This window comes from Streptomyces sp. DH10 (assembly GCF_029813805.1).
Taxonomy (GTDB): domain Bacteria; phylum Actinomycetota; class Actinomycetes; order Streptomycetales; family Streptomycetaceae; genus Streptomyces; species Streptomyces coeruleofuscus.
In genome coordinates this window covers 79,604-92,395 of record NZ_JARVKU010000008.1, presented here as the reverse complement: position 1 = coordinate 92,395, position 12,792 = coordinate 79,604, and the positions used below count along the sequence as shown (strand labels likewise).

Annotated in this window: 15 protein-coding genes; 5 read left to right on the top strand and 10 right to left on the bottom strand. The window is 73.7% G+C overall.

The genetic code is table 11. The annotated features are described in order from the left end of the window. Nucleotides 1–13: 13 nt before the first annotated feature. A complete protein-coding gene (locus tag QC385_RS18560; protein ID WP_279542617.1) occupies nucleotides 14–550 on the bottom strand; it encodes a tRNA adenosine deaminase-associated protein in 537 nt (178 codons plus the stop codon). A 276-nt stretch (nucleotides 551–826) separates the two neighbouring features. After that, nucleotides 827–1,312, bottom strand: a complete 486-nt coding sequence (locus QC385_RS18555) for a response regulator (RefSeq protein WP_279542431.1) — start codon at nucleotides 1,310–1,312, stop codon at nucleotides 827–829. On the opposite strand from QC385_RS18555, the gene upp reads away from it, so the two are divergent. Next, nucleotides 1,311–1,946: a uracil phosphoribosyltransferase gene (gene upp, locus QC385_RS18550; RefSeq protein WP_279542430.1), complete on the top strand. Its 636-nt coding sequence runs from the start codon at nucleotides 1,311–1,313 to the stop codon at nucleotides 1,944–1,946. The genes QC385_RS18555 and upp overlap by 2 nt on opposite strands. A 71-nt stretch (nucleotides 1,947–2,017) precedes the next feature. Here the strand turns inward: upp and QC385_RS18545 are convergent, their stop codons facing one another. The 7 genes from QC385_RS18545 to QC385_RS18515 form a co-directional block, all read right to left on the bottom strand. Continuing rightward, entirely contained in the window at nucleotides 2,018–2,635 is a 618-nt protein-coding gene (locus QC385_RS18545; protein WP_279542616.1) for a LytR C-terminal domain-containing protein, read from the bottom strand. Nucleotides 2,636–2,756: 121 nt separating this feature from the next. Continuing rightward, nucleotides 2,757–3,053 (bottom strand): type II toxin-antitoxin system VapB family antitoxin, encoded by a 297-nt coding sequence (locus QC385_RS18540; RefSeq protein ID WP_279542429.1) that lies wholly within the window; start codon nucleotides 3,051–3,053, stop codon nucleotides 2,757–2,759. Nucleotides 3,054–3,374: 321 nt separating this feature from the next. After that, nucleotides 3,375–3,521 carry a hypothetical protein gene (locus QC385_RS18535; RefSeq protein WP_279542428.1) on the bottom strand — a complete coding sequence of 49 codons (147 nt, stop codon included), beginning with the start codon at nucleotides 3,519–3,521 and terminating at the stop codon, nucleotides 3,375–3,377. A gap of 69 nt (nucleotides 3,522–3,590) precedes the next feature. Then, the gene (locus QC385_RS18530; protein ID WP_279542427.1) at nucleotides 3,591–3,938 is read right to left on the bottom strand and encodes a hypothetical protein; all 348 of its coding nucleotides are present in this window, start codon (nucleotides 3,936–3,938) and stop codon (nucleotides 3,591–3,593) included. Between the two features lie 31 nt (nucleotides 3,939–3,969). After that, on the bottom strand, nucleotides 3,970–4,533 hold the full coding sequence (locus QC385_RS18525; protein WP_279542426.1) for an HdeD family acid-resistance protein: 564 nt from the start codon (nucleotides 4,531–4,533) through the stop codon (nucleotides 3,970–3,972). A gap of 544 nt (nucleotides 4,534–5,077) precedes the next feature. Continuing rightward, nucleotides 5,078–5,671: an HhH-GPD-type base excision DNA repair protein gene (locus QC385_RS18520; protein ID WP_279542425.1), complete on the bottom strand. Its 594-nt coding sequence runs from the start codon at nucleotides 5,669–5,671 to the stop codon at nucleotides 5,078–5,080. 57 nt (nucleotides 5,672–5,728) lie between these two features. Then, the gene (locus QC385_RS18515; protein WP_279542424.1) at nucleotides 5,729–6,454 is read right to left on the bottom strand and encodes a siderophore-interacting protein; all 726 of its coding nucleotides are present in this window, start codon (nucleotides 6,452–6,454) and stop codon (nucleotides 5,729–5,731) included. An 81-nt stretch (nucleotides 6,455–6,535) separates the two neighbouring features. Between QC385_RS18515 and QC385_RS18510 the strand changes: the two genes are divergently transcribed. The 4 genes from QC385_RS18510 (at nucleotide 6,536) to QC385_RS18495 (ending at nucleotide 11,818) form a co-directional block, all read left to right on the top strand. After that, the gene (locus QC385_RS18510; RefSeq protein ID WP_279542423.1) at nucleotides 6,536–8,638 is read left to right on the top strand and encodes a penicillin acylase family protein; all 2,103 of its coding nucleotides are present in this window, start codon (nucleotides 6,536–6,538) and stop codon (nucleotides 8,636–8,638) included. Beyond that, nucleotides 8,631–9,239, top strand: a complete 609-nt coding sequence (locus tag QC385_RS18505) for a GNAT family N-acetyltransferase (RefSeq protein ID WP_279542422.1) — start codon at nucleotides 8,631–8,633, stop codon at nucleotides 9,237–9,239. Before QC385_RS18510 ends, QC385_RS18505 begins: the two co-directional genes overlap by 8 nt. After that, nucleotides 9,236–9,715, top strand: a complete 480-nt coding sequence (locus QC385_RS18500; RefSeq protein ID WP_279542421.1) for a cupin domain-containing protein — start codon at nucleotides 9,236–9,238, stop codon at nucleotides 9,713–9,715. The genes QC385_RS18505 and QC385_RS18500 overlap by 4 nt, the downstream gene beginning before the upstream one ends. Nucleotides 9,716–9,940: 225 nt before the next feature. After that, nucleotides 9,941–11,818 (top strand): copper resistance CopC/CopD family protein, encoded by a 1,878-nt coding sequence (locus tag QC385_RS18495; RefSeq protein WP_279542615.1) that lies wholly within the window; start codon nucleotides 9,941–9,943, stop codon nucleotides 11,816–11,818. Here the strand turns inward: QC385_RS18495 and QC385_RS18490 are convergent. Further along, nucleotides 11,718–12,689, bottom strand: coding sequence for a DUF72 domain-containing protein (locus tag QC385_RS18490; protein WP_279542420.1), 972 nt, complete (start codon nucleotides 12,687–12,689; stop codon nucleotides 11,718–11,720). The genes QC385_RS18495 and QC385_RS18490 overlap by 101 nt on opposite strands. Between the last annotated feature and the right edge of the window lie 103 nt (nucleotides 12,690–12,792).

The following is a 12,792-nucleotide window of genomic DNA, read 5'->3' as shown; positions in this document are numbered from 1 at the left end:
GCGGTGCGAGCGGTCAGCGGACGGTCTCCAGGGTCTCCGAGGCGCCTAGGGCCTCGGCGATCTCTGTGACGGCGTCCGTCGCCAGCGAGCGCAGCTCCTTCTCGCTCACGCCGAGGTCGTCCAGGATCTGGGCGTCGCCGACCGGGCCGTGCGGCACGGCCTCGCCGGTTCCGACGACCGGGTCGTCGTCGTCGGCCTCGTCGTCGTCGGAGTCACCGTCCTCGGTGCCGTCGAGGTCGAGGGCGTCCAGGTCGTCCCCGTCGTCCGGATCGCGTCCGAGCAGCTCGTCGGTGAGGAGGATCTCGCCGTAGCTGCTGCGGGCAGCGGCGGCGGCGTCCGAGACGTAGATGCGAGGGTCCTCCTCGCCGTCCACGCGGACGACTCCGAACCAGGCGTCCTCCTGCTCGATGAGCACGAGCACCGTGTCCTCGTCGGGGGAGGCTTCACGGGCCAGGTCGGCCAGATCCGACAGGGTTTCCACATCGTCGAGCTCCGTGTCGCTCGCTTCCCACCCGTCTTCGGTGCGCGCGAGCAGTGCGGCGAAGTACACCGTGACTCTCCCACTGGTCATAGGCGTGCCGGTTGGGGGTCCCCCCGGCGGAGGTTGTGGGCGGGGAGTGCTCGTCCGAGCCCCACCCACTCGGAATCGTGGCAGAAACAAGGCGTTCAGGGGACGTCTTCGGCTCCCTGTGTCCGGCAGTTTTGATCGCACGCTCGTTGCCGCCACCAGCGGATCGTACGCGGCTTTCCCCCCGTTCCACGCACGGTCACCTCGGCAACGTCCGCGCGGTTCGTGATCTTCCCCGGGGGTTTCCTCGCCCGTTTCCTACCAGCGGAACGTGCGCATGCGCATCGCGTGCCGCAGCCGGGCCGTCTTGACGCGGCGCGGCTGGACACGGTCGCGCAGTTCCCGGGCCTCGGCCAGATCGCGCAGGAACCGGGCGCGCCGCCGACGGCGCTCGGCGTCGGTCTCGCTCGTCGTCCCGCCCAGCATGCGGGGCGCGTCGGCCGTGTCGGCCGCGCTGGGCACGTCGGCCGGCTCGGCCCGTTCGGCCTGTCCGGTCCGGGCAGCCTTGCCGGGCCGCGCGGTCCTGCCGGGCTTGCCGGTCTCGTAGTTCTCCGGGTCCGTCGCGGGCCGTGCGCGCCGCGACGGAGCGTCTCGGGATTCCCGGTCGGGCATCAGGTTCACCACCCCCAGTCCGTCCTTCCCACTTTCCCCGGACGGGCGGTTTGACGCCAGCGAACGGGTGACGGGCGGGCGGCGGGCCGCCGTGCGGCCGGGGTCAGCGGGCCCGGTTACTGTTGTGGACATGCGTCTCCACGTCGTCGACCACCCCCTGGTCGCCCACAAGCTCACCGCGCTGCGCGACCGGCGCACCGACTCCGCGACCTTCCGCCGTCTCGCCGACGAGCTGGTCACCCTGCTCGCCTACGAGGCCACGCGCGACGTGCGCACCGAACAGGTCGACATCCAGACGCCGGTGGCCACGACCACGGGCGTCAAGCTGTCCCACCCGCGTCCGCTGGTGGTGCCGATCCTGCGGGCCGGCCTCGGCATGCTGGACGGCATGGTCCGGCTGCTGCCGACCGCCGAGGTGGGATTCCTCGGCATGATCCGCAACGAGGAGACGCTCCAGGCCTCCACGTACGCCACGCGCATGCCGGAGGACCTGTCCGGACGACAGGTGTACGTACTGGACCCCATGCTCGCCACCGGCGGCACGCTGGTCGCGGCGATCCAGGAGCTGATGCGGCGCGGCGCCGACGACGTGACCGCCGTGGTGCTGCTGGCCGCGCCGGAGGGCGTCGAGGTCATGGAGCGCGAGCTGGCGGGCACCCCGGTGACGGTCGTGACCGCGTCGGTCGACGAGCGCCTGAACGAGCACGGCTACATCGTGCCGGGCCTCGGCGACGCCGGGGACCGGATGTACGGGGCGGCCGAGTAGGCATCCGCCCCACGAAGAGACCCCCGGGGAGCCGGCCCTGAGCGGTTCGGCAGCCCTTCTCTCCGAGCTGCTCAGCAGCCCTTCTTCGACGACGGCGCCGGCTCGGGCGTGGCCAGCTTGGTCAGGGCCCGGTCGGCGTCCGGCTTCTTCGCCAGCTCCTTGAAGCCGTCTCCGATGACGAGGTCGACGGCAGGGCCCTTGCGGGCCGCCTCGGTGCGCCGTTCGGCGCCGGGGAGCTGGGTGCCGAGCACCGGCAGCGCGGTGTCGAGGGCGGATGCGGGGCCGAGCAGCACGCCGGGGCCCTTCACCTTCTTGTCGTACTGCTTGGGCGCGTTGCCCACGTCGCCGATCTTGAAGCCGCGCTTCTTCAGCTCGTCGGCGGTCTTCTTGGCCAGGCCGCTGCGGGTGGTGGCGTTGAGCACGTTGACCGTGATCGTGCGCGGTTCGGGCAGGGGCTCGGCGCTGGGCGAGGGGCTCGCCTTGGTCCGGGCGGCACAGTCCGTCCCGCCGCCGGCGGCCGAGGCCTTCGTGCCGCCGCCGGTGAAGACGTCGACGAGCTGCCACGTGCCCCAGCCGCCCACGGCGAGTACGGCGGCGGAGGCGACGACCAGGACGACGAGCCTGCCGCGCCGCCGGGGCCGGCGCATCCGCGGGTACTTGTTTCCCTTGATGCGGTATTTGCCGCCCATGCCGGGGGGAGTCAGCATGCTCATGAGCGCAGCGTAGTGCGCCTGGGCGACGATGCCTACTAGATGATCATTCGACGTCGCCCAGCGGAACCCGAAAGGGTCAACCCGCGACCGGCGGGAGTCAGTCGAGCTCGAGCACGCGCGCGTGCAGCACCTGGCGCTGCTGGAGCGCCGCCCGCACCGCGCGGTGCAGGCCGTCCTCCAGGTACAGATCGCCCTGCCACTTCACGACGTGCGCGAAGAGGTCGCCGTAGAACGTCGAGTCCTCGGCGAGCAGCGTCTCGAGATCGAGCTGCTGTTTGGTCGTCACGAGCTGATCGAGGCGGACCGGGCGCGGCGCGACGTCCGCCCACTGCCGGGTGCTGTCCCGGCCGTGGTCGGGGTACGGCCGGCCGTTTCCGATGCGCTGGAAGATCACACGGAAAGCCTACCGGGCGGGACCTTCCGGGCGCAGCCGTGGCGACGGAGTGTGACGCTGAAAAAAACCCCACAAGGCGGTACGTAACGGGAACAGGGGCGTGAATATGCGCGCCTCTTCCACGGGCTGCTGAGGCCGACGGCGTCGCCGGGCGGGGCTGGTCTTCTTCAGGCCGGGCCGGTCTTCTTCCTCCGCGTCCCTGCTGTCGGTCACGCGGACCGTGCGTCCGATTCGCTCGAAAGGGGTTGGCGTCTTCTCGGTGTGGCAGCCGTTCGGGGCGGCGGAGGCGCAGGTCCGGTCGCCTCCGCCGTCGCGGGTCGGTCAGCCGCGTTCCCTGTCCAGCGGGTGCCGCTGTCGATCCCGCGTCTCCGGCTCGGGCTCGGGATGGGGCCGGGGCGGCTTGGGGGCGTTGCGGACGGCTTCGGCGCGCAGGAGGGCGCGCAGGACGGCGTAGGGGTCTTCGAGCATGGCTGTGTTCCTCGTTCCGTATGGCTGCGGATTGCTGCGTACGGGCTGATGGACCGGTGTCCGGCCCGGTCAGCAGCGCAGGACCTCGGAACGCAGGGGGCGAGGGTCGTCGTACCGACGGGCCGGCGGCACGGGCGCGGGAAGCGGCGCGGCGTATGCGGGCTCAGGGCCCGGGAGCGGGGTGGGGCGCAGAGGGACGACGGCGCGCCGGGCACCCCGGGCGGGTGGGCGCAGGGCGGTGTCGAGGACGTCGCACTCGACGGCCGTGCTCTCGCCGGAGACGGTGGCCGCCGGGCCTGTGCGCGCCTCGGCGTGCGCGCCGGGCACGAGCAGGGCGAGCAGCAGGACGAGCACCCGCACCCAGGTGTTCCGGCGGGTGCCGCGGGGAGCCGGCCGCGGTGCGGGTGCGGGGTTCACGGGAGGTCGTTCCCCGTTGTGCCTATGCCGTTCATCCCACCGGCTGCGAGATCCGCTCGCTCGGCGTACGGCGGCCCCGGATGCGCAGGGCCGTGGCGATCTCGGCGGCGCCGACCGCGAGCAGCCAGCAGCCGCCGACGAGGGTGAGGACGGCGACGGACTCGAAGGGCGCGTCGATGAGGACGATGCCGGCGGCGACGGTGAGGATCCCGAGGAAGACCTGCCAGCCCCGGGCGGGCATCGCCGGGTCGTGGGCGGCGGCCAGGGTCTGGGTGATGCCGCGGAACAGCCAGCCGATGCCGATCCAGAGGGCGAGCAGCAGGATCGACTGCATGGGGCGGCGGAAGCAGAACAGGCCGAGCAGGATCGAGAGCGTGCCGCTGATGAACGCCAGGACGCGCAGGGCTGTCGTCCGGTGCGTGCCGAAGGCGGAGGCGAGCTGGAGGATGCCGCTGACGAGCAGGTAGAGACCGAACAGCACCCCGGCTGCGAACAGCGACGCGCCTGGCCAGACCAGGACGAGAAGCCCCAGCACGAGGGAGGTGACCCCGGTGACCAGCACGGCTTGCCATGCGGCGCGGGACAGCTGGCGCAAGGGGCCTGGGAAGGGGGACTCCGGCTCGTGACTGCCGGTGCCGGAGGGCGGGCTCGCGGTGTGCGTGGCGCTCCGGGGTGTGTGCGGGGCGTGCGGCCGGTGACCCTGTGCGCCGGGTGAGGCCGGGGCGTGGGGGTCGGGTGGCTTGGGCGGGGGCGGGGTGTGACCAGGCCGTTCGTGGGTGTGCGGGCCGTCCGGGCCCGGGCCCTGGGGGGCGTGGGGTTCCAAGCCCTGGGGCGGGCGGGGGACATGCCCGTGGGCGGGGCCGCGCTCCGGCTCCCAGGGGGAGCCACTCGGTGGCTCGGTCATGGTCCATGCTTGGACCGGCTGCGAGGGGCTCGCCACCTGGGGCGGGCCGTGCGGTTGATGTCTGTTGTCTGTGCCTCGTCCGGCTGCCCGGCCGGCGCTCGCCACCCCGGTCCCACCACGGCCGCCGACGTCCGCGCCGTCTGGGCCGGACCGCGCCGCCGACGCCCCGGGCAGGTCACGGACAGGCGCCGTCCGCGGCGGGCCGAGTCAGTCGGCACCCGCGTCCCGCAGGAGGCTACTTCCCGGTCGCCTTCGCGGCCTTGGCCGCTGCCTTCATCTCCTGTTTGTGTGCTCGTACCTTGGCCAGCGACTCGGGGCCGGTGATGTCGGCGACCGAGCGGAAGGACTTCGGTTCGCCGTAGGAGCCCGCGGCCTCGCGCCAGCCCGTCGGCTGGACGCCGAGCTGCTTGCCGAGGAGGGCGAGGAAGATCTGGGCCTTCTGCTTGCCGAAGCCGGGCAGTTCGGCCAGTCGTTTCAGCAGTTCCTTGCCGGTGGCGGCGTCCTTCCAGACGGCCTCGGCGTCACCGTCGTAGTGCTCGACGAGGTACTGGCACAGCTGCTGGATCCGCTTGGCCATGGAGCCCGGGTAGCGGTGCACCGCCGGCTTCTGGGAGAGCAGCGCGGCGAAGGCCTCGGGGTCGTGCGCGGCGATCTCGTGCGCGTCCAGGTCGTCGGTGCCGAGCCGCTGGGCGATGGTCGCCGGACCCTTGAACGCCCACTCCATCGGGATCTGCTGGTCCAGCAGCATCCCGACCAGCGCGGCGAGCGGACTGCGCCCGAGCAGCGCGTCGGCCTCGGGGTCCTGGGCGAGGTGAAGAGTGACGTCCATGCCCCGATCATCCCTCGGGGCGAGCCGGGCCGCGTCCGGAGGCCCGCCCGCCCGGGCCTACGACGTCGGCCGCCAGTAGCCCAGCGCGTGCACCCGCTGCTTGGGCAGGCCCAGTTCCTTGCGGACGTACGCCGTGAGCGACCGGGTCGTCGCCGTGTCGCAGGCGATCCAGACGTACGGGTCGGAGGTGCCCTGGAGCAGGCCGGGAAGGTCCGCCTTCACCCGGTCGACCAGGTGGGCTCCGGAGTCCCGGCGCGGCACCTTGCGCAGCTCGTGCCGGGCCGGGTCGGTGCGGAACGGCAGATCGTCGTCGCCGCCCTCGAACCAGACGGTGGCCGGCGCGGAACCCAGTGCGTCCAGCAGGGACTTGATGGCCGGCAGCGAGGCCGGGTCGCCGACGGCGAAGACGTGGGAGGGGGCGGGGTCGGGGTGCTCGAAGCCGGTGCCCTGGACGGTCGCCTCGATGGTGTCGCCGGGTTTCGCCGCCCTGGCCCAGTCGCTCGCGCAGCCCTCGTGCAGGGCGAACTCCAGGCTGAACGTCCCGGCCGCCGGGTCCGGGTCGACCAGGGTGTAGGCCCGCTGGTGCGGCCTGCCCGCGTTGTCGAACCACAGCCGTACCCACATGGTCGGGTGCACGCCGGCCGCCGCGAGCAGACCGCCGTCGGTGAAGCGCAGCCGCCGGTAGTCCGGGGTGACGTCCTCCGCGTCGGTCACGGTGAACACGAAATCCTTCGCGCGCAGCAGCTTGAGGACCGCGCCCTCCCAACCCCGCCCCTGCCCCATCCCGTATTCACCCTCCGCGTACGATTTCCGCCACAGCAATGACTTAGGCAAGGCTAACCTAAAGGAAAGTGGGGGCGCAGCGTGGCCACCGAGATCTACCGCGACGCCTGGGGCATTCCGCATCTGCGCGCGGGCAGCGCGGCCGGACTCGCCCACGCCCAGGGCCTCGTCACCGCCCGCGACCGGGCCTGGCAGCTGGAGGTCGAGCGGCACCGGGCCCAGGGCACCTCGGCGTCCTTCCTCGGCGAGAGCGCCCTGGCCTGGGACCGGTTCGCCAGACGCGCCAGACTCGACGACACCGCCAGACGCTGCTTCGCGGAGCTGGAGAGACGGGACCCCGAGACGGCGGACTGGCTGCGGGCGTACGTCGACGGGGTCAACGGCGGGCTGGCGGCGGGCGCCGACGCGGCCCCCGAGTTCGCCCGCGCCCACCTCACCCCCGGCACCTGGCACCCCTGGACCCCCCTCGGCGTCTGGCTCGCCACCCACATCCTCTTCGCCGGGTTCCCGGCCAAGCTCTGGCGTGAGCAGGTCGCGGCCCACCTGGGCGCGGACGCCATCGGTCTGTTCGCCACCGACGGCCCCGGCACCTCCGGCAGCAACGGCTGGCTGGTGAGCGGCGAACGGACCGGCACCGGGCAGGCGGTCATCGCCGGCGACCCCCACCGCTGGATCGAGGACCCCGGCGTCTACCAGCAGATCCACCTGTCCTGCCCGGAGTTCGACGTGGTCGGGCTGGCCGTCCCCGGCGTCCCCGGCATCGCCCACTTCGGGCACACCGGCACGGTCGCCTGGGCCATCACCAACGCCATGGCCGACTACCAGGACCTGTACCGGGAGCGGCTGCGGCGCACCGGTGCCGGCGTGGAGGCCCTCGGCCCGGACGGGGTCTGGCGCCGGGCGGCCCGGCACACGGAGGTCGTCGAGGTGGCGGGCGAGGAGCCGGTCGAGGTCGAGGTGATCGAGACCGAGCGGGGCCCGGTGGTCATCGGCGGCCCCGAGGGACTCGACGGCGATCCGTTCGACCCGGCGGATCCGTCCGACGCGCCCGTGGCGATCAGCCTGCGCCATCCGCCCCGTGTCACCGCTGACCTCGGCTTCGGCGCCCTGCTGCCGCTGCTGCGGGCCCGCCGGGTCGCCGACGTGGACCGGGCGCTCGACCGGTGGGCCGAGCCGGTCAACGTCGTCCAGGCCGCCGACACCGAGGGCGGTGTGCTGCACCGCGTCGCCGGGCGGGTGCCGCTGCGCGCCGAGGCCAACCGCCTGCGTCTGGTGCCCGCCTGGGAGCCCGGGCACGAGTGGCAGGGCTGGCACGAGACGCCCCGCGCCGGGCTCACCGACGGCGTCGCCGTCATGGCCAACCAGCGCGGCCCGGCCGAACCCCTCGGTGTCGAGTTCGCCCCGCCCCACCGCCACGACCGCATCGCCGAGCTGCTCGTCGGCAGGGACCGCTGGTCCGCCGCCGACATGCCCGCCCTCCACACGGACACCCACCTCGCCTCCGCGTCCGCCCTCCTGGACCACCTCCGAGCCCTCGACGCCCTCACCCCCGAGGCCTGCGCACTCCGGGACCGCCTCCTCGCCTGGAACCGCCGCATGGACGCCGGCAGCGCCGACGCGGCCCTCTACTCGGCCGTGCGGGGCGCGGTCGTACGGCAGCTGGCGGCACACCCCGCCTTCGCCGCACTCGCAGCGCCGCCGGCGTACCCGGAGGTGTTCCGGCCCTGGCTCGCCCTCCTCCCGCGTGTCGGCTTCGCCCTCGAACACCTGCTGCGGGCCGAGGGGCTGTACGGAATCGACCGCCCGTCGGCCGTCCGCGCGGCGGTCGAGGAGGTGGCCGCCCGGCCACCCGCCGGCGTCTGGGGCGACACCCACCGGCTCGCCCCCTGGCGGGCCCTGGAGCCGGAGACGCCGTACGACGAACCGGGGCTGTCCGGCGACCACGACTGCGTGCTGTGCACCTCGGGCGTGCCGGGCCTCACCGACCGTGCCGCGCGCGGCCCGGCGGCCCGGTACGTCTGGGACCTGGCCCGGCGCGAGGACAGCCGCTGGGTCGTCCCGTTCGGCGCCTCGGGCGTCCCAGGCTCGCCCCACCACCGCGACCAGCTCCCCCTGTGGCTCGCCGGTGACCTCGTCCCGGTCGTCACCGACTGGACCCTGCTGAAGAAGGAGACCGATGTCTGACCCGTACGCCTCCCGCACGGCCGTCCACGAGCAGGTGACCGACGGCTTCGGCACCGTCCGCGTCCTGCCCCTGGACCCGGAGGCCGACGCCGGGACGGTCCACCGCTGGGTGAGCGAGGACCGTGCCGCCTTCTGGGGCATGACCGGTCTGACCGAGCGCCAGGTGGCCGGGATCTACGCCCACATGGACACCCTCACCACCCACCACGCCTACCTCGTCGTCCGCGAAGGCGAGCCGGTCGCGCTCCTCCAGACCTACGAGCCCGAGGCGGACCGCGTCAGCGAGTGCTACGACGTCCGCCCCGGCGACATCGGCGTCCACCTGCTGGTCGCCCCCGCCGGCCCGGGCGGCGCACGCTCCGGCTGGACCGCACGGCTGGTGACCGCCGTCGCCCGGTACGTCCTGCTCGGCCTGGACCGCCGGCGGATCGTGGTCGACCCGGACGTCCGCAACGAGAAGGCGATCGCCCGTTTCCTCGCCATGGGCTTCACCCCGGGCCCGGTAGTGGTCCTGCCGGAGATCGACCTCCCGGACGTGTACCTGCCCGAGAAGAAGGCCCAGCTCGCCTTCCTCGACCGGGAGATACTCTTCCCCGCGTGACGCCCGACGACCTCATCGCCCACTACGGCCTCGAGCCGATCCCGCGCGAGGGCGGCCTGTTCCGGCAGACCTGGGCCGGCCCCGACCGCCCGGACGGCAGGCCCGAGGGCACCGCGATCGTCGCCCTGCTGACAGCGGGCCCCGACGACTTCTCCGCCCTGCACCGCCTGCCGACCGACGAGATCTGGCACTTCTACCTCGGCGATCCCCTGGAGCTCCTCCTGCTCGCCCCGGACGGGAGCACACGGACAGCGGTGCTGGGGCCGGACGTCCTCGGCGGCCAGCACGTGCAGTTCACGGTCCCGGCGGGCACGTGGATGGGCGGCAGGGTGCGCGAGGGCGGGCGGTGGACCCTGTTCGGCTGCACGATGGCACCCGGCTTCACGTTCGAGGGCTATGAGCACGGGGACGCGGCGGAGCTGACGGCACGCTATCCGGGGGTGGCGGACAGGATTGCAGGGCTGTCCCGATCTTAGGGGGCGCGGGGCTGTGTCGATTTGCGGCTCCGCCGCGCGGGCGCGACCAGCCACAACGCACCCGCGGCCGCCAAACCACACACCCACCCCCCACTGAGCGCGACGCGCCTCCCATCCGTACTTGACCGGGAGCCGTACAGCCCGACCCCGGAGACCCACGTGCACCAACGGCGGAACGAGGAGCCCAATGTCGGACGCGGACACCCCCGGCGACGTCAAGCCCTGGTGCTGCTCGGCACCGTGCTGGTCCTGCTCCTCTTCAGCGCAGCCCCCGCTTCCGCCCACGCCGCCCTCCGCGGCACCGACCCCGACGACGGCTCCGTCGTCCAGCGTGCCCCCCGCCACCTCACCCTGACCTTCACGGAGTCCGTCGGCCTGCTCGACGACTCCTTCCGCGTCTTCGGCCCGGACCAGCGCCGCGTGCACACCGGCGAGGCCGAGCACGCGGACGGCCGCTCCGACACGGCCCGGGTCGGACTGCCCGGGAAACTCGCCCGGGGCACTTACACGGTGGCCTGGCGGGTGGTGTCCGCCGACAGCCACCCGATCTCCGGCGCCTTCACCTTCTCCGTCGGCAAACGGTCCGCGACGAGCGCGCAGGTCGACACCGGCCCGGACGAGGACCCGCTGACCGGCGGCCTCCACGACGCCGCCCGCTACCTCGCCTACCTCGCCGCCGCGCTGCTCGTCGGCACGGTGGCGTTCGCGCTGCTGTGCCGCCCCGCGGACACGTCCCCGCTGCGCAGACCGCTGGTGGCGGCCTGGTGGACGCTGCTCGGCTCGACGGCCGTCCTGCTGCTCCTGCGCGCCCCGTACGAGGCGGGCGCGGGTCCCGCCGCGGCCTTCGACCTCTCCGCCCTCGAACGCACCCTGACCAGCCGCCCGGGCCTGGCCCTGCTCGCCAGGCTGGCCGTCCTGCTGCTGACCGCGGCCTTCCTGCTACGGCTGTCCAGGCGCCGCGACCACCAAGAGCCTGTGATGCGGGCGGTGGGTGCGACCCTGGCCGTCGCCCTGGCCCTGACCTGGGCGGCGGCCGAGCACGCCTCCGCCGGGATCCAGGTGCCGGTGGCGATGACCTCGTCCGTGCTGCACCTGGTGGCGACGGGGGTCTGGCTCGGCGGCCTCGTGGCGCTGCTCCTGACCCTGCGCCGGGCCACCGTCGAGTCCCTGACGGAGGTCGTGCCCCGCTTCTCCCGCATCGCCTTCGCCTCGGTGACCGTCCTGGCCGTCACCGGCCTCTACCAGTCCTGGCGCGGCCTCGGCTCCCTCGACGCGCTGACCGGCACGTCGTACGGCCGGCTGCTGCTGGCCAAACTGGCCGCGGTGACCGCGCTGTTGCTGGCGGCCGGGTACTCGCGCCGGTGGACGGCCCGCCTCGCGGCCCCGGCGGCCACGGCCCGGACGGCCGCAGCGGAACGGGTCCCGCAGCCGGTCGGCGTGGGAGCGTCGGCACAGGTGGAAGAGCCGGGGGAGTCCGGGGCGTCCGGGGCATCCGGCGCGGCTGGTGAAGCCGGGGAGCCCGGTGAACCGCAGGAGCCGAAAGCGCCGGAGGAAGGGCAGAGGCCGCCGGGGACGCCGGAGCCGGCTCCCGGGCCCGGGGAAGAGGACAACCGGCGGCGCGGGCTGCGCCGCTCCGTCCTCGTCGAAGTCGCCGTCGCCGCCGTGGTGTTGCTGATCACCACACTGCTCACCACCACGCTGCCGGGCCGCGCGCAGGCCGAGGCCGCGCAGCGGTCCCCGGTGGGTGCGCTGCCGCCGACGACCCTCGTCACGGTGCCCTTCGACACGGGCGGCGGCACCCTGTCCGGCCGCGGCACGGTACAGGTCACCCTGGACCCGGCCCGCGTCGGCGAGAACGGCGTCCAGGCCGTGGTCTACGGCGCCGACAAGGGTCTGGTCGTTATCCCCGAGGTCCGCATCACCTTCAGCCTGCCCTCCCGCGAGGTCGGTCCGATCGACGCCAAGCTCACCGACGTCGGCGGCTACTGGAGCACCAACTCCGTCAACCTGCCCCTCGCCGGGACGTGGACGATGAAGACGACCGTGCGGGTGTCGGACGTGGACCAGGTGACGGTGTCGAAGCAGGTGCGGATCGTGCCCTAGGCACCCTCGCTGCCGCCGCCGGCCGGTCGCCGCCGAGGAGCCGCGTCATGCACTCGGCGGCACGGACGGCGGCGTCCCCGCAGCAGTTGTTGAACAGGACGTGGACCTGTTCGGTCCGCTCGGCCAGCCGGCGCACGCGGGGCAGCCACTCGGCGAGTTCCTCCTCGCCGTACCCGTACCGGAACCGGTCCTCCTTGCTGCCGGTGCCCCAGGCGGTGCTGCGTCCGTGGAACCGCACGACGGACAGCCGAGGCGAGGTGACGGGGGTGACCGGCGGGACGGAGGAGGGCAGGGTCTGCGTCATGTCGACGGCGACCGCGGCCATGCCCTGCCGGGCGAGCAGCGCGCCCGTCGCCTCCTCCCGGCCCGGCTCCCACCACGAGGGATGCCGGAACTCCACGGCGACGGGCCACCCGCGGGTCCGCTCGGCGCACTCCCGCAGGAACGCCTCCGCCCATTCTCCCGGCCGGAACCAGGGCGGGAACTGGAACAGCACGCTCCCCAGCCGCCCGGCCTCCCGCAGCGGCTCGATCCCGGCCGCGAACCGGGCCCACACCTCGTCGAGCACCGCCGGGTCCCGGTGCTCGGCCGGCAGCCCGTCCGGCATCACCGCCTCCCGGGTGGGATGCCCCGTCAGCAGCGAGAACGCCTTCACGTCGAACACGAAACCGTCCGGTGTCCGCTCGGCCCACAGCCGGCTGTTCCGTTCGCTCGGCAGCGCGTAGTACGAGGCGTCGACCTCGACGACCGGGAACCGCTCGGCGTAGTGCCGTAACCGCCCCTCGGCGTCCCGCCGCCCCACCGGATACCAGCCGCTGCCGACCAGGGCCCGGTCGGTCCAGGAACACGTGCCCACCAGAATCTCGCCCATGGGGGACCGGTTACCCGGGCCGGGCAGCGGCAGGCTCCCCGTCCGGTCCCGGACGACACGGTAATACCCACCACAATCGGGGTAATCAGGGGGTAGTGCACAT

Excerpts from the sequence above, each read along its gene's own strand:
- upp (WP_279542430.1), top strand. The coding sequence starts at position 1,311 with ATGCGTCTCCACGTCGTCGACCACCCCCTGGTCGCCCACAAGCTCACC.
- QC385_RS18555 (WP_279542431.1), bottom strand. The coding sequence starts at position 1,312 with ATGTCCACAACAGTAACCGGGCCCGCTGACCCCGGCCGCACGGCGGCC.
- QC385_RS18545 (WP_279542616.1), bottom strand. The coding sequence starts at position 2,635 with ATGGGCGGCAAATACCGCATCAAGGGAAACAAGTACCCGCGGATGCGC.
- QC385_RS18535 (WP_279542428.1), bottom strand. The coding sequence starts at position 3,521 with ATGCTCGAAGACCCCTACGCCGTCCTGCGCGCCCTCCTGCGCGCCGAA.
- QC385_RS18520 (WP_279542425.1), bottom strand. The coding sequence starts at position 5,671 with ATGGACGTCACTCTTCACCTCGCCCAGGACCCCGAGGCCGACGCGCTG.
- QC385_RS18515 (WP_279542424.1), bottom strand. The coding sequence starts at position 6,454 with ATGGGGCAGGGGCGGGGTTGGGAGGGCGCGGTCCTCAAGCTGCTGCGC.
- QC385_RS18505 (WP_279542422.1), top strand. The coding sequence starts at position 8,631 with ATGTCTGACCCGTACGCCTCCCGCACGGCCGTCCACGAGCAGGTGACC.
- QC385_RS18490 (WP_279542420.1), bottom strand. The coding sequence starts at position 12,689 with ATGGGCGAGATTCTGGTGGGCACGTGTTCCTGGACCGACCGGGCCCTG.